This window comes from uncultured Agitococcus sp. (assembly GCF_937920075.1).
Lineage (GTDB): Bacteria > Pseudomonadota > Gammaproteobacteria > Pseudomonadales > Moraxellaceae > Agitococcus.
Genome location: NZ_CALETI010000274.1, coordinates 1 through 15,654, shown reverse-complemented (window position 1 = coordinate 15,654; position 15,654 = coordinate 1). Strand labels below are relative to the sequence as shown.

General features: G+C 40.2%; 18 protein-coding genes. 10 read left to right on the top strand and 8 right to left on the bottom strand.

From position 1 onward, the window contains the following. Both Q0212_RS09575 and Q0212_RS09570 read right to left on the bottom strand, forming a co-directional pair. Positions 1–1,470 (bottom strand): TonB-dependent siderophore receptor (locus Q0212_RS09575; RefSeq protein WP_297924840.1); only part of this gene is annotated, 1,470 nt, incomplete at its 3' end. Between the two features lie 173 nt (positions 1,471–1,643). After that, positions 1,644–2,411: an NRDE family protein gene (locus Q0212_RS09570; RefSeq protein WP_297924838.1), complete on the bottom strand. Its 768-nt coding sequence runs from the start codon at positions 2,409–2,411 to the stop codon at positions 1,644–1,646. A gap of 74 nt (positions 2,412–2,485) precedes the next feature. Between Q0212_RS09570 and lgt the strand changes: the two genes are divergently transcribed. The 7 genes from lgt to Q0212_RS09535 all read left to right on the top strand — a co-directional run bounded on the left by lgt (position 2,486) and on the right by Q0212_RS09535 (position 6,138). Further along, the gene (gene lgt, locus Q0212_RS09565) at positions 2,486–3,283 is read left to right on the top strand and encodes a prolipoprotein diacylglyceryl transferase (protein ID WP_297924837.1); all 798 of its coding nucleotides are present in this window, start codon (positions 2,486–2,488) and stop codon (positions 3,281–3,283) included. A gap of 10 nt (positions 3,284–3,293) precedes the next feature. Continuing rightward, a complete protein-coding gene (locus tag Q0212_RS09560) occupies positions 3,294–4,136 on the top strand; it encodes a thymidylate synthase (RefSeq protein WP_297924836.1) in 843 nt (280 codons plus the stop codon). A gap of 12 nt (positions 4,137–4,148) precedes the next feature. Then, positions 4,149–4,391, top strand: coding sequence for a DUF2281 domain-containing protein (locus Q0212_RS09555; protein WP_297924835.1), 243 nt, complete (start codon positions 4,149–4,151; stop codon positions 4,389–4,391). Further along, positions 4,388–4,789 carry a type II toxin-antitoxin system VapC family toxin gene (locus Q0212_RS09550; RefSeq protein WP_297924834.1) on the top strand — a complete coding sequence of 134 codons (402 nt, stop codon included), beginning with the start codon at positions 4,388–4,390 and terminating at the stop codon, positions 4,787–4,789. Before Q0212_RS09555 ends, Q0212_RS09550 begins: the two co-directional genes overlap by 4 nt. Before the next feature lie 23 nt (positions 4,790–4,812). Beyond that, positions 4,813–5,313: a dihydrofolate reductase gene (locus Q0212_RS09545; RefSeq protein ID WP_297924833.1), complete on the top strand. Its 501-nt coding sequence runs from the start codon at positions 4,813–4,815 to the stop codon at positions 5,311–5,313. A gap of 23 nt (positions 5,314–5,336) precedes the next feature. Beyond that, positions 5,337–5,870 (top strand): peptide-methionine (S)-S-oxide reductase MsrA, encoded by a 534-nt coding sequence (msrA, locus tag Q0212_RS09540; protein WP_297924831.1) that lies wholly within the window; start codon positions 5,337–5,339, stop codon positions 5,868–5,870. 70 nt (positions 5,871–5,940) lie between these two features. Beyond that, on the top strand, positions 5,941–6,138 hold the full coding sequence (locus Q0212_RS09535; RefSeq protein ID WP_297924830.1) for a hypothetical protein: 198 nt from the start codon (positions 5,941–5,943) through the stop codon (positions 6,136–6,138). Between the two features lie 97 nt (positions 6,139–6,235). Here the strand turns inward: Q0212_RS09535 and rho are convergent, their stop codons facing one another. Both rho and trxA read right to left on the bottom strand, forming a co-directional pair. Then, positions 6,236–7,498 carry a transcription termination factor Rho gene (gene rho, locus Q0212_RS09530; RefSeq protein ID WP_297924829.1) on the bottom strand — a complete coding sequence of 421 codons (1,263 nt, stop codon included), beginning with the start codon at positions 7,496–7,498 and terminating at the stop codon, positions 6,236–6,238. Between the two features lie 236 nt (positions 7,499–7,734). Continuing rightward, a complete protein-coding gene (trxA, locus tag Q0212_RS09525; RefSeq protein ID WP_297924827.1) occupies positions 7,735–8,064 on the bottom strand; it encodes a thioredoxin TrxA in 330 nt (109 codons plus the stop codon). A 189-nt stretch (positions 8,065–8,253) separates the two neighbouring features. On the opposite strand from trxA, the gene ppx reads away from it, so the two are divergent. Together ppx and Q0212_RS09515 are read left to right on the top strand one after the other, a co-directional pair. Next, positions 8,254–9,756, top strand: a complete 1,503-nt coding sequence (gene ppx, locus Q0212_RS09520) for an exopolyphosphatase (RefSeq protein ID WP_297924826.1) — start codon at positions 8,254–8,256, stop codon at positions 9,754–9,756. 10 nt (positions 9,757–9,766) lie between these two features. Beyond that, entirely contained in the window at positions 9,767–10,639 is an 873-nt protein-coding gene (locus Q0212_RS09515; protein WP_297924825.1) for an alpha/beta hydrolase, read from the top strand. A 104-nt stretch (positions 10,640–10,743) separates the two neighbouring features. Here Q0212_RS09515 and Q0212_RS09510 read toward each other — a convergent pair whose 3' ends face one another. The 4 genes from Q0212_RS09510 to Q0212_RS09495 form a co-directional block, all read right to left on the bottom strand. After that, complete coding sequence (locus tag Q0212_RS09510) at positions 10,744–11,910, bottom strand: porin (protein WP_297924823.1); 1,167 nt, start codon at positions 11,908–11,910, stop codon at positions 10,744–10,746. A gap of 17 nt (positions 11,911–11,927) precedes the next feature. Next, the gene (locus tag Q0212_RS09505) at positions 11,928–13,046 is read right to left on the bottom strand and encodes a cytochrome c peroxidase (protein WP_297924822.1); all 1,119 of its coding nucleotides are present in this window, start codon (positions 13,044–13,046) and stop codon (positions 11,928–11,930) included. 229 nt (positions 13,047–13,275) lie between these two features. After that, positions 13,276–14,529: a serine hydroxymethyltransferase gene (gene glyA / locus Q0212_RS09500; protein WP_297924820.1), complete on the bottom strand. Its 1,254-nt coding sequence runs from the start codon at positions 14,527–14,529 to the stop codon at positions 13,276–13,278. Between the two features lie 120 nt (positions 14,530–14,649). Continuing rightward, positions 14,650–15,177 (bottom strand): C40 family peptidase, encoded by a 528-nt coding sequence (locus Q0212_RS09495; RefSeq protein ID WP_297924818.1) that lies wholly within the window; start codon positions 15,175–15,177, stop codon positions 14,650–14,652. 258 nt (positions 15,178–15,435) lie between these two features. On the opposite strand from Q0212_RS09495, the gene Q0212_RS09490 reads away from it, so the two are divergent. Beyond that, a partial coding sequence (locus tag Q0212_RS09490) for an FAD-dependent oxidoreductase (RefSeq protein WP_297924817.1) occupies positions 15,436–15,654 on the top strand: 219 nt, incomplete at its 3' end.

Here is a 15,654-nt window from a genome sequence, read left to right as displayed (position 1 = left end):
CTGTTGGCCTGTAAAGCTACCAAAGTGCTCATAGCTATATGAGGGGGATGGTGCTAAATAGGCTTGGCTATAAGTCAAACTAAATGTTGTCTCTGGCGTATAATTATATTTAAGCCCTAAATAAGGACTGGTACTGGCTTTGTAGTCAGAATTATCATCAAAACGGATACCTATTTGACTACTAAGCTGCGATGACCATTGATATTGATCTTGTAAAAAAACGCCTAAATTATCCTGAGTCACCTGAAAAATTTTGACTGGTAAACTGTTATTTGTGCCCAAATAATATAGGTGTTGTTGTTCTACCGATAGATTCGGGTCATACGGTTGGCTTAAATCGGTGGTTCGCGGTACCGCACGCAGATGATCAAACACCACACCAGCCATGAGTTGATGCTGGTCGGCAAGGGTGTAATGCCACTGACTATCTATACTCATTTTTTTACTTTCAGCATATTTATAGCCGTTCATATAACCGCTAAAAATATTATTAAAATAACTATTTTTATTTAAACGATAACTACTCCATGTCACGAGCGTATTTGTTGATAATTGCGAGCTAATTTGTTGCTGATAACGACCATATACCGTTAAAAATCTATCTTCCCAAAATCCACCATAATCAGTGAAATTAGCTAAAGTGGTATAATCTGTGGGATAACTGACCACACGATAATTGACGCCTAATTCTGTACTTGGATGTGGTTTTATCGTTGCCCAAACACTCTCTGCATTGGCTAAACTCTGAAAAGACTGCCGTTGATTAACAGGAATAATCACCTTTCCTTGACTATTTTTTAAATCATCAAAAGCAAAAACATCAGGATATTGCTCAGCAAGACTTTGATTATTAAATTGCTCTTTATGTACACCCAAGATTAAAGGATATTTTTGACCAACTCGGCCTGTTAACAACAAATGACCATGCTGATAACGCGCTTCACTGCCTTCATAACTTAATTGCTGTGTTTGCTGCTCTTGCGAATGTTTACTAATAATATTCACAACGCCAGTTACTGCATCTGCACCATACAACGCCGAACCAGGTGTTAATAACACCTCTACTTGCTTAGCCATATACAGGGGATAGTTTATACTAATCGGCACAAGCTCTCCTGCTGGTGCGCCTATTCTTACCCCATCTTGTAATATCAACAATTTAGTATTGCCAGTTATCCCCCTAACAGTCACTCGGCTAGACGTACTATATGGCCCCTGTACATCGACACTAGGTAAATCGCGCAATAAATCCGCTAAATGACGATAACCACGCTGTTTAATTTCCTGTTCTGTCACTACCCATAAGGAACCTTGTACATCCTTCCATGCCTGAGGACTACGTGAGGCTGTGGTCACTTCAATAGCCGCAAGTTGATCAAAATTCATGGCTAATAAAGAATCGAAATCGGTATTAGCCATGACATTTTGTAGCTGAAAATAAGCTAACACGCCCCAACATAATTTATGCACTGAACACCTGCCTTATTGTTTATTTATATTCAGGCGAAAACTCCTGTATACAATATAGACAATCTTTGGCAGTTATGTTGGATAATTAGAGGCTGAAACATAAGCCTCATCTTGTTGTTGATATACCTATTCAACCTGAAGCCATTGAGTTACTGTCCTGCTCTATTAAACCATTACAGTATGAATGTATTGATACTAAAACCTAATTGCTTTAACTCCCCTTGTTCTCCACTCAACCATGTTTGCTCGGTTAATTGAATATTATTTTTGCCCAACAACAAAATACTTGAGGCGCGTGTACCATAAATTGGCGACTTAATAAACGCCGTTGCTAACAAACGTTCCCACACCAAACCCACCCCCGTATTTGGCAAGTCAGCATCATCAGGTTGCGTTTGATCTTGTAACAACAACAAAGCCTGCTGCAAATCAAAATGATCGTGTTGCATTAATTGGCTTAAACCTGCTTTTAAACGCTGAGTTTTCGGCCACGGTGAGTCTAATAACTGATTACTTAAACCATAAATCCCTTGGTTCAATAACTGTGGCTCTGTACCTCGATTACTGACTACGGCTACTTGTTGTTTATTACCCACCAACAAATTAAAACCACTATACTGCTCAGCTTGGGTAAATACTTGTTGGGCATAAGCCAAAGGTTCACTATCTGCTTTTAAAAACCCTGCCACCAAATGACCGCGTGATAACGAGCCTTTTGGTGCATTGGGTTCACGATAATTGGTTAATGCCGCCCAACGCCCATCTTTGGTCACACCTAGCCACGTTCCACCCTCTTGCTCATCTCGACCTGCCAAAATAAATGGGGCATCTTGCCAATAATCAATCGCTTGAGCAGGACGAGCATAAAACTCATCACGGTTGCCAATTAAAATTAAGGGGTAATTGGGATGAACTTGCCAAGCAAACGCTAATAAACACATAACTACACCCTCATTTTTAAAATTTAAGATAAAATAGAAAAATTTTTAGTTAAATCTTGTTGGAAACATCATTTATGCTGACATATCCACACATAGACCCTGTTGCCATTAGTTTAGGGCCACTTCAAGTCCATTGGTATGGTCTAATGTATTTATGTGCCTTTGGCATGGCCTATTTTTTAGGTACTTTACGCACCAAACGCATGAACCCCGTTTGGTCTGCCGATCAATTATCTGACCTGATTTTTTATGCCGCGATGGGTGTTATTTTAGGCGGACGTTGTGGTTATGTCTTCTTTTATAGTTTTGATCAGTTTTTAGCAAACCCTTTGTGGCTTTTTCAAGTGTGGAAAGGTGGCATGAGTTTTCATGGTGGCTTTTTGGGCGTAATGGCTGCTATGTTATTTTTTGCCAAACGCTATAAATTAGGCTTTTGGCAAGTGATGGATTTTGTAGCACCGCTTGTACCAACAGGTATTTTATTTGGTCGTTTAGGTAATTTTATTGGTGGGGAATTGTGGGGACGTCCTGTTGTTGACCCCAATTATTCTTTAGCAATGGTCTTTCCTCATGTAGATAACCTGCCACGCCACCCCTCACAACTGTATGAAGCCTTTTTAGAAGGAGCTTTATTATTTGCCATTTTATGGTGGTTTAGCAGCAAACCTCGCCCCGTCAAAGCAGTATCAGGCGTATTTGCTTTGGGTTATGGCTTAGCACGATTTACTGTCGAATTTTTCCGTGAACCTGATGCTGACAAAGGCTTTATTGCTTTTAATTGGTTAACGATGGGTCAACTGCTAAGCACTCCATTAATTATGATTGGTATTTTATTATTAGTATTGGCATACCGTCAGCCTGCTAAAGCTTGAGATTAAAAACATGAAACAATACTTAGATTTAATGCGTCATATTAAAGACAATGGCACATTCAAAGGTGACCGCACAGGCACAGGCACGTACTCGGTATTTGGCTATCAAATGCGCTTTAACTTGGCGGAAGGCTTTCCCTTAGTGACCACTAAAAAAGTGCATCTTAAGTCGATTATTCACGAATTATTATGGTTTTTAAGTGGTGATACCAACGTTAAATACTTGCAAGATAATGGTGTCAGCATTTGGAATGAATGGGCAACTGCCGAACAATGCGCACGTTTTGGCCGTAGTGAAGGCGAATTAGGGCCTGTGTATGGCCATCAATGGCGTAATTTTGGCGCAACAAAAAACGCTGATGGTAGTTTTAGCCCTGATGGTGCTGATCAAATAGCCGCCCTCGTCCATGACCTCAAACATAATCCAAACTCTCGCCGTTTAATTGTCTCTGGTTGGAATCCGCAAGAAGCTAATCAAGTGGCTTTACCACCTTGTCACACCTTATTTCAATTTTATGTGGCGGATGGCAAGTTATCTTGTCAGTTATATCAACGTAGTGCGGATGTGTTTTTAGGCGTGCCGTTTAATATTGCCTCTTATGCTTTATTAACCATGATGTTGGCACAAGTCTGTGACTTACAATTAGGTGAGTTTATTTGGACAGGTGGTGATTGCCATTTATATAGCAATCATTTAGAACAAACCGAATTGCAACTTAGTCGTGAACCGTTACCCTTACCGACCATGCGTTTAAACCCAAATGTTAAAGATATTTTTGCCTTTAAATATGACGATTTTACGCTAGAAAATTATCAATCCCATGCGGCCATTAAAGCGCCTGTGGCGGTTTAGGAGTATGTAGTAATGAATATTACTCAAACCTTACAAACGCATATTTTGGCATTACCTAGCCATATTCAAGCTGAAGTTTTAGGCTTTGTTGAATACTTAGAACAAAAACATGGTGTTGGCTTGGCCGCTAAAAAATCGAGCGAACAACAAACAGAAGCCTTTATTCAACGCATGACATGTAGTTTAGGTGACGATTTTCCTGACGATATTGATAGTACCGATTTAGGTGAAGATAACATCAAGGATTTATTATGACTGGCTATCTACTCGATACCAATGCCTGTATTGCTATCTTAAAAGGCAATCCCACTATACTCAATCATGTCCGTCGCGTTGGGCTACAACAACTGTATTTATGCACGCCTGTTAAAGCAGAGTTATGGTTTGGAGCATGTAAAAGCATCAAAGTCACCGAAAACAAGGCAAAATTAGAGTCTTTTTTTATTGATATTCCTAGTTTAGCCTTTGATGATCATGTATTTAAAACATTAGCTGAATTACGTATGGATTTATTTGCTAAAGGCACACCTATTGGCCCTTATGATATGCAAATAGCGGCAATAGCCCTAAGCTATGACTTAACCATAGTAACCCATAATGTACGTGAATTTGAACGTGTGCCAAATCTGCGTATAGAAGATTGGCTAATTTAATAACACTTAAAAACGACTTATCTATGAAACTCTCTTTAATTGTTGCCGTTGCCGAAAATGGCTGTATTGGTATTGATAACAAATTGCCTTGGTATTTACCCGAAGATTTAAAATATTTTCGCCGCTTAACCACAGGTAATATTGTCATCATGGGACGCAAAACCTATGAATCTATTGGGAAACCTCTACCCAATCGCCATAATATTGTTATTAGTAATAATCCAAATTTTACAGCAGACGGCATAAAAATCGTTTGTAGTATTGATGAAGCTTTAAAAATGGCTAACAGTTTGGCAGAAATTAGTGGCATTAACGAAGCCTTTATTATGGGTGGTGCACAAATTTATCAACAAACATTAGCCTTAGCTGACCGTTTATATTTAACCGAAGTTAAAAAAGTTGTAACAGGCGATGCCTTTTTTCCGTCTATTAATAAAGCGCAATGGCAAGAGTTAGGTCGTGAAGCCCATTATTATGAGCCACAAGCCACACATTATGATTTTGTGGTTTATGAGCGTCTGTAAATAGCAAAACTGGAGAACCGATAATGAATACACAAACTGCAATATTAGGTGGTGGTTGTTTCTGGTGTCTAGAAGCCGTGTTTCAACGGGTCAAAGGTGTGCAACAGGTGACATCGGGTTATGCAGGCGGTGCGCGGGCAAATCCATCTTATGAGCAAATTTGCACTGGTGCAACAGGTCATGCCGAAGTGGTTAAAATTGATTTTGATGCTGAAGTGATTAGTCTTGAACAACTTTTAACCATCTTTTTTGCCATTCATGATCCAACCACGTTAAATCGTCAAGGCAATGACGTTGGCACACAATATCGCTCAGTGATTTTTTGCCAATCTGTTGAACAAAAACAGCTAGCAACCGCTTTTATTGAGCAGCTTAGCCAGCAAAAAGTATTTAGCCAAACAATAGTCACGCAAATTAGCGATGCTGTACCCTTTTATTCAGCCGAAGCCTATCATCAAAACTATTTTAATAATCACCCACAACAGGGCTACTGTCAGTTTGTGGTTGCGCCAAAAGTGCTTAAATTTCGCGAGTATTTTAAAGAGTATCAGGCTTAAAAACTGGCAAACCCAACATTCTTCGTCTATATCTTGTGTAGTACCCATAATCTGCACAGGAGATGCCCAAATGACGATGGTGACTTTAGACGTTAGTCGTGTTGATGCCAAAGAAATTCATCAACAAATTTTACAACTCGAAGCTATGCAACATGATATGCTAGACGGAGACAGCGTTGCTGCAAACACTGTCGCCAACACGCTAAAACTACTCCATCGCTTAGAAAACGAGCTACGCCATCAGGCTCGTGTCAACCATAAGCATTAAAATTATAAAAAACCTCGTGCTAGTTGCCTAACACGAGGTTTTATTTTTTGCCTTCAGCTCAATCCTCTCCGAGAGAGAGGATTTGGGGTGAGAGGTATTACTGTTTACGCTTCATGGCTTCAAAGAAGTCATCATTGGTCTTGGTGTCTTTCATTTTATCCAACAAGAACTCAATTGCTGCAATCTCGTCCATTGGATGTAAGATTTTGCGTAAAATCCATACTTTCTTCAATTCATCATCGGCCATCAAGCGCTCTTCACGACGAGTACCTGACTTCTTAATGTTGATGGATGGGAATACACGTTTCTCGGCAATACGACGATCCAAGTGAACTTCATGATTACCTGTACCTTTGAATTCTTCAAAGATAACTTCGTCCATTTTAGAACCAGTTTCTACCAAAGCAGTCGCAATAATGGTTAAAGAGCCACCCTCTTCAATCGACCTTGCTGCACCAAAGAAACGTTTTGGACGTTCTAAAGCATGGGCATCCACACCACCTGTTAACACTTTACCTGATGAAGGAATGACGGTGTTATAGGCACGTGCTAAACGGGTGATCGAATCTAATAAAATCACCACATCTTTTTTGTGTTCAACCAAACGTTTGGCTTTTTCAATGACCATTTCAGCCACTTGAACGTGACGAGCTGGCGGCTCATCAAAGGTTGAAGCAACCACTTCGCCACGCACCGTACGAATCATCTCTGTCACTTCTTCAGGACGTTCATCAATTAATAATACAATTAAATGAACTTCTGGATTGTTACGGGCAATTGAGTGCGCAATATTTTGCAAAAGAATGGTTTTACCTGCTTTAGGTGGTGCAACAATCAACGAACGTTGACCTTTACCCACTGGCGCAACCAAATCAATCACACGGGCAGTTAAATCTTCGGTAGAGCCGTTACCTAACTCAAGGACTAAACGCTCTGTTGGGAATAATGGCGTTAAGTTTTCAAATAAAATCTTGTTACGGGCATTTTCAGGTGAGTCATAGTTAATATGATTCACTTTTAATAAGGCAAAATAACGCTCGCCTTCTTTAGGTGGACGAATTGTACCTGCAATCGTGTCACCTGTTCTGAGGTTAAAACGACGAATTTGTGAAGGACTGACATAAATATCGTCAGGGCCAGCCAAATAAGAGCCTTCGGATGAGCGTAAAAAACCAAAGCCGTCGCTCAAAATTTCGAGGACACCATCACCATAAATTTCTTCGCCGTTCATGGCGTGACGTTTCAAAATTGCAAAAATAACATCTTGTTTACGGTTACGCGCCATATTGTCTAAATGCATAACATCTGCAATTTGTACTAATTCGGCGATAGGTTTCTTTTTGAGTTCGGTCAGGTTCATAGAAATGCTGCAAAACAGAGAATGCGAAAATGCTCGCATACCGCCTTCATCAACTAATATACGGGGAACTTTAAGCACAAAAACGCATAACATGCGCGATCTTGCATAAGTCCTGATTAATCTTGGGGAATATCAGTTGCGCTGTAGACAGAGTTATATGATGTGATGCCTAACAGAGCGGCTGCGCGGGACGAAAGGCGACCTATTAGGAAGTATATGGCCGCCTTGGGTATATATTATATATTAGAATCTAAGAAGGCTGTCAATTGGGATTTTGCCAAAGCACCCACTTTTGTTGCAACAACTTGACCGCCTTTGAATAAACTCAAGGTTGGAATGCCACGAACACCGTATTTTGCAGCACTTGCTGGGTTATCATCGACATTAACTTTGACAATTTTTACTTTACCTTCGTACTCACCAGCTAAATCATCTAAAATTGGAGCAATCATTTTGCATGGGCCACACCATGGTGCCCAGTAATCAACTAAAACTAAACCATCGGCAGTTAATACATCGGCTTCAAATTGGGCATCAGTGGTATTGACAATTAATGGATTGCTCATGGGATTCTCCAAATAAATAAAGTGCGATAATAACAGACTTTTTTTACGCATCCAAAGCTGTTATATCTTATACAAAAATGTATTTGCAATTTATGGGGCGAAAAAAGCCATTTTTCAAGCGTTTGTCACATGGGTTTGTAACCATTGGCAATTTTGTCTATTCGCTCCAACTCATCAAACAGGTATTTCATGAATCGACAATTGACTGAAGGTAGTCTGTTAGCTGCCATTGATTTAGGCTCAAATAGCTTTCACTTAGCCATTGCCCGTTTAGATCATGGTGAAGTACGCAGAATTGATAGTTTGTCCGAAAAAGTCCAATTAGGCGCGGGTTTTGATAAAGATAAAAACCTCACCTCTGAGGCACAAGCACGGGCGTTAGCCTGTTTGGCACGTTTTGCTCAACGCTTACAAGCCATTCCTTTGCGTTATTTGCGTATTGTCGCCACCAATGCCCTACGCCAAGCAAATAATTCCGCACAATTTATTGAACAAGCCGAACATATCCTCAAAAAACGCATTGAGATCGTTGCTGGCCGCGAAGAAGCACGGTTAATTTATTTAGGGGTTTCTCACACCCTCGCCGAAGAAGGCCGTCGTTTGGTGGTCGATATTGGCGGTGGCTCAACCGAGTTTATTATTGGTGAAAATTTTGAGCCTTTAGCCACCGAATCCTTACAAATGGGCTGCGTGGCTTATACCCAACGTTTTTTTGCTGATGGCAGCATCAGTGCCAAAGCTTTAGACAAAGCGATTATGGCCGCACGCCAAGAAGTCATGGCCATTGCTAATGCTTACCGTGATTTAGGCTGGCACTCTGTGGTCGGTTCTAGTGGCACAATCAAAGCAACTCGCCAAATTTTGGCACAAAATGGTTGGGCAAGCCCTGAAGGTTTTATTACCAAAGAAGGCTTAGCCAAAGTTCGTGATGTGGTTTTGGCTTGCAAACACGTTAGCGAATTAAATGTCGTTGGTTTAAAAGATGATCGCCGCGCCATTTTACCCGCAGGTTATGCGATTATTCAGGCCGTATTTGACGAGTTAAACCTCGAAACGATGAACTATTCTGATGGTGCATTACGCGAAGGCGTACTCTATGACATGTTGGGTCGTTTTAGCCATGAAGACATTCGTGACCGTAGTGCCAATGCATTAATGGCTCGTTATCACGTGGATACTGCTCAAGCTAAACGTGTGGCACAAACTGCTGAAAATTTTTATCAACAATTACATAGCTCCTTAACGATTGATGAAGAAGACGAAGATTTATTGCGTCGAGCCGCTTTATTACACGAAATTGGCTTAGCCATTTCACACAGCAGCTATCACAAACATGGTGCTTATTTATTGCAATATTCTGATGTGGCTGGTTTTTCTCAGGCAGAGCAAGAACGTTTAGCCCTATTAGTAGCTTGTCATCGCCGCAAAATTCGTAATGAACAAAAAGTGCAATTAATGAGTAAAGGTGGTACATCTTTATTTAACATTGCGGTGTTATTACGTTTAGCGGCATTGGTACATCATAGCCGTAGTCCAGAGCCCTTACCTGATCTCAAAATTAGTAGCGATGGTTTGCATTTTATTATGCAATTTCCTGATGGTTGGTTGGCTAATCACCCCTTAACAGCCGCCGATATTGAGGAAGAAAAGGACTATTTACAGGCATGGGATATTAGTTTAGTTGCAAGCTAGGAGAATGATTGTGTCAAAATCGCTGCCAACAGCACTTGCCCAATGGCAAGCACAAGGAAGTTATGCCACTTTTGTTGGCTACAATGTTTTTTATCGCGATTTTGGCACAAAACACAGTGATGCCATTTTGTTGCTACACGGTTTTCCGTCAAGCTCTTACGATTGGCACGCTTTGATTCCACTTTTAGGCGATGAAAAACGCATTGTGTGTTTAGACTTTTTGGGCTTTGGTCTGTCTGACAAACCCGATCAACACAGTTACTCCTTAATGGAGCAGGCAGACATTGTTGAGTTGCTGCTAAAACAACTGGGTATTAAACGGGTAAAAATCATTGCTCATGATATGGGAACTAGTGTCACCTGTGAATTATTAGCACGCCGCGAACGCAAATTATTAGGTTTTAACGTGCAATCGGTATTACTGATGAATGGCAGCGTTTATATTGATTTAGCACAGCTTACACCCTCTCAAAAACTGTTGCGTTCGCCCTTTGCTGAGTTTTTTGCCAAAATTTCGCTCAAGCCGATTTTTATGCTGCAACTACAAAAAATCTTAGCCAAAAAGATCAGCAAACAAGAACTAGAAATGATGTGGGCGAGTTTGGTTTATAAGCAAGGCAAAGAACGTTTAGCACAAACCATTAGTTATATTGACGAGCGTTATCGTTTTGCCCATCGTTGGTTGCCGCCATTAACCCGTTTGGATATTCCTGTACTTATTTTGTGGGGACAAAAAGACCCTGTGGCTGTTGCTGCGATTGCTGAAAAGTTAGCCTCTCAAATTCCCACTGCAAAACTACAATGGTTGCCTCATTTAGGTCATTATCCACAATTAGAAGACCCTATTGCCGTCGCTGATGTGATTAATTTGTTTTTGGCGTAGCGAAATATGGGGCATAAAAAAATAATTTCATGTAAAAACATAACCATTTGTTTTTGAGTAATTTAACCCGTGTTACGTTACATTTCACACGGGCTACCTAGTTCTTAAAAACTCAAACCAACCCCTAAATTAAAACCATCACCTGCTTTATTTTTTTGGTTGGTATTTTGAATATCCGCTTTTAAGACAACACGCGGATCAATCCAATAATTTACGCCAACATTTAACTGCTCATCATCACTTTTACCCACCTGATTAGCAGCCGTATTCCATTGATTATATCGTGCAAAAACACCAACTTTATCAGTTACTTTCCATGATGGCTCAACATAAAAGCCTGATAATTTGTCAGCACCCGTCGCTTTAGCAACAGCATTATCAATATCCCATTGCGCACCCAACACACGCAAACCAAAATTTTGCCAATGATAATCAACGTGCGCCGTCATTAACTGTGCAGACGCTTTGCCACCAACGACTAAATCATGACTTTGGGTAATATTTTCTTGTTGTTGAAAACTAGCCGCCAATTCTAAGCCATTAATCACTTGGTATTTTACCCGCAAGGTATAGGCTAAATCTTCGGCACGTGAACCACCAAACTCTTGACGGAACTCACGCAAACCATCTGCCCCACCCAAGGTGTTAATATCACCACGCAAACCATTATGCACAGCCACATCCACCGCTAAGCCTTCAGCAGGTACAGCACGCACCATCACGCCTTTTTCCCACCATGTTGCAGGAATAATTTTCTCTTCAACAGGGTTACGCTCAACACCATAAAACACATTAGGTTCATGGCTTTCATTTAATAAACCGACAGGTAATAAAAACTGACCAATATTTAAGGCTAATTTTGGATGTACACGCCAATCAATAAATAATTGCTCTAATTCTGTTTCAATTTCGGTTTCGTCTGCTGCTCCCTCAAACTCAATTTCACTATAAAAGCGTAAATTATCATTAAAGGCATGGCTTAATAAAATCACCGCACGATGGGCATGAACATTATTTTTACCAATGGCAGGATCAGGCTCTTTAAAGCTGTTGTAATGCACTTCGCCATAAAAACCGACTGTCGTTGCACTATTGCTTGCAGTCGCTTTTTGGTTTTCAACAGCCGTTGCTAATGCTTCTAATTGACTTTGTTGTGCAGCAATTTGCGCTTTTTGTTTAGCTAACTCAGCACGTAAATCGTCTAAAGACTCTGCATAACTATGACTAGCAAAGATGGCTACAGTTAATGCCGTTAATAAGGGACGAAACATAATAAACTCCAAGATTTTTAAGGCTGATAACCATCAGATAAAGTATTTAAAAAGGCAACAATCGCATCAATTTCTCGGTCAGTTAGACGCAAATTCCCTAGCTCATCACGATTCACTGTTTCAGGTACTTCAGGTTCGCCCCAACGTTGAGGTTCAACATCACGCGTGTTATAAAACTCAACAACCTCACGTAAGTTGTCAAAACGACCATTGTGCATATAGGGTGCCGTTTTAGCGATATTACGTAGTGTCGCGACACGGAATTGGCCACGTAACGTGGGATCATTGGTGGTTTTAGCTAAACCCTCATCAACAAAATTTTCTGTAAAAAATTGACGGTTTGGATGACGTGGTACACCAATATTGTCATAACTAAAATCGGTGAATAATGCAGGTGTTCCATCGGCACTGGCCGTGACAGGATGACAAGCAGCACAATTGCCTTTATCTGCACGAATAAATAAACTCATGCCTTGCAACTCTAAGGTGGTGAATTGCGCTTTGCCCTGTAAATAAAAATCAAACTTTGAGCTAAATGGGCTAAAAACAGGTGTGCGTTCAAAAGCGGCAATGGCTTGTGCCATTTGACCAAATGCTTGATCTTCTTTGCCAATATCTAAAGCATCACTGCCAAACACCTCACGAAATAAATTGGCATTGGTACTGGCACGTAGTTTGGCAACAACATCCGCAGCATCTTTATTATTCATTTCGGCAGGATTTAAAAACGGCTTTTGGGCTTGTTCTTCTAAACTATTGACGCGGCCATCTAAAAACAAACCACCTTTCCACAAGGTTTCGCCATCTTCTTGTTCTTGATGAAGATCTGGAATAAAGCGGGTATAACTGGCAGCAGGTGTATTACGTGTACCAAACTGCCCTACTTCAGAGCCTTTAGACACAGGCATTGTTTGATCGGCATCTGAAAAAGCCTGATTGACATTGTGACAAGAGGCACAAGCTTGATTACCTTGACTCGACAAAGAAACATCATGAAAAAGCTTATCACCCAAAGCCACCATTTGAGTGGTATTGGCATTTGTCGTATTGCTTACCGCATTTGTCTCTTTTTGCTCTGATAAACAACCTGCTAAAAGTCCTGTTAATAACACAGGCCATAAAACCGAATAACGCATATACCATTACCCAACATAAATATATTACTAATGATAATAGTTATCGTTTATATTTGTAAATACATTTATCATAAAACCACAAAAAAAATAAGGTTTATATAAATAAAAAAAGACGCATATAGCGTCTTTTTTTATTTAGCTTTTTTGGGGTTTCGACCCTTCGGCTGGCTCAAGGCTGGCCAAAACTAGCTCCCTGAGCGCAGTCAAAGTGTGTCCCCTGAGCGAAGGGTTAAGCTTTATAAACAGGGAACTGTTGGCAAATGGTATGAACCTGTTTAGCTACACGAGCAATCACAGCTTCATCAGTTGGATTATCTAAAATATCACACATCCAGTTAGCTAAAGCAGCCACTTCGGCTTCAGCAAAACCACGCGTTGTTACCGCAGGTGTACCAACACGAATACCAGACGTCACAAATGGTGAACGTGGGTCGTTAGGCACAGCGTTTTTGTTAACAGTAATACCTGCTTTGCCTAAAGCAGCATCAGCATCTTTACCAGTTAACTCTTTACCTACTAAGGATACTAAAAATAAGTGATTGTCTGTGCCGTTAGAAACCACATCATAACCACGCTCAATAAACACAGCAGCCATAGTTTGGGCGTTTTTAACCACTTGTTTTTGGTAATCAACAAAAGAAGGCTGCATGGCTTCTAAGAAACATACTGCTTTTGCGGCAATCACGTGCATCAATGGGCCACCTTGATTGCCCGGAAACACCGCAGAGTTTAATTTCTTTTCAATTTCTTCGTTTTTACGCGCCAAAATCAAACCAGAACGTGGGCCACGCAATGTTTTGTGAGTAGTTGTGGTAGTCACGTCAGCAATTTGTACTGGATTTGGATACACACCTGCTGCAACCAAACCTGCAACGTGCGCCATATCAACCATTAAATACGCGCCAACTTTATCAGCGATGTCACGGAAACGCTGCCAATCCATAATACGAGAATAAGCAGAGAAACCTGCAATAATCATTTTTGGCTTGTGTTCTAAGGCTAAACGTTCAACTTCGTCATAATCAACTTCGCCAGTTTCTGGGTTTAAACCATACTGAACCGCGTTATAGGACTTACCAGAGAAGTTTACTTTTGCACCGTGAGTTAAGTGACCACCATGTGCCAAGCTCATACCCAATACGGTGTCACCCGCATTTAATAAGGCTAAAAATACCGCACCATTCGCTTGAGAGCCTGAGTGTGGTTGTACGTTAGCATAGTCAGCACCAAACAATTTTTTGGCACGTTCAATGGCTAAACTTTCAACAATATCAACATACTCACAACCGCCATAATAACGCTTACCAGGATAACCTTCGGCGTATTTATTGGTTAATTTAGACCCTTGAGCGGCCATTACTAAGGGTGAGCAGTAGTTTTCGGAAGCAATTAACTCGATGTGCGCTTCTTGGCGAGCATCTTCTTGGCTAATAGCTTGGGCTAAATCTGGGTCAAATTGGGCAAGATTGATATTGCTAAACATCACAGAGTCTCAAGACAGGGAGGGAAAATTAATTCTTGCATTTTAACATGGTTATTCACAAACGATAATGATTTTCTCTCATCTTTAAAATGAACAATCTTTGAACGGCAAGTCAGCAATTTATTTTGTTGCGTCTAGCCCCAAATCTAATACTCTTCTGCCACCCACAAAAGCTTTTTGCCAATAATTTTGTGCCAATTTATCTAAACGAATCGTATTACCTGTGGAGGGTGAATGAATAAACCGTCCTTCTCCCACATAAATGCCGACATGATTAATTTGATTGGCATTATTAGTTTGAAAAAACAATAAATCGCCCACTACTAAACTTTCATTATCGACAGGGCTGCTATAGTCATACATCTCACGCGAGGTACGCGGCAATTTTTTCACCCCTGATTGATTTAACACATATTGCACCAAACCACTGCAATCAAAGCCAGTATCAGGATTACTACCACCAAACGAATAAGGTTTACCCACAAAACTAATCGCTGATATAGCCGCTTCTTGTAATTTAGCAATCGGTTTTAAAGCAACAGGCGTTGGGTCTTTGGGTGCTAAATGGGCAATAAAATCACCTAAGTCATCAGCTTGGCTATGAGTATTTAAGAACAACAAAATGGTAAATAAAATGAATTTATTCATATTTTTAAACACTTTACAATATTTATTAGATATTTAATTTTTAACATATCTCTACTTACTGTCATCTCTGTCTTAAATATTCTAATAAATATTGTAAAGTTATTGAAAATATGCGAATAAATATCGTGATAACTCTAATGATATTTTCGTATAAATTTTATTCCAAATCGGTAATTTGTTTTTATATTATTTATAATCAAAATAACTCCAACTATTAATGGTAACCAACAACAAACAACCAACAACGTTTAAAAGAATATGTTTTTAGAAAAATATGATATTATTGTAGTAGGGGCAGGGCATGCAGGTTCAGAAGCAGCAGCAGCAGCAGCGAATTTGGGCTCAAAAACCCTACTTATTACCATGAGTTTGCAAAACATTGCTCAAATGTCGTGCAACCCAGCCATGGGAGGCATTGCCAAAGGGCAAATTGTAAGGGAAATTGATGCACTTGGAGGTTATTCAGGTATTGTTTCT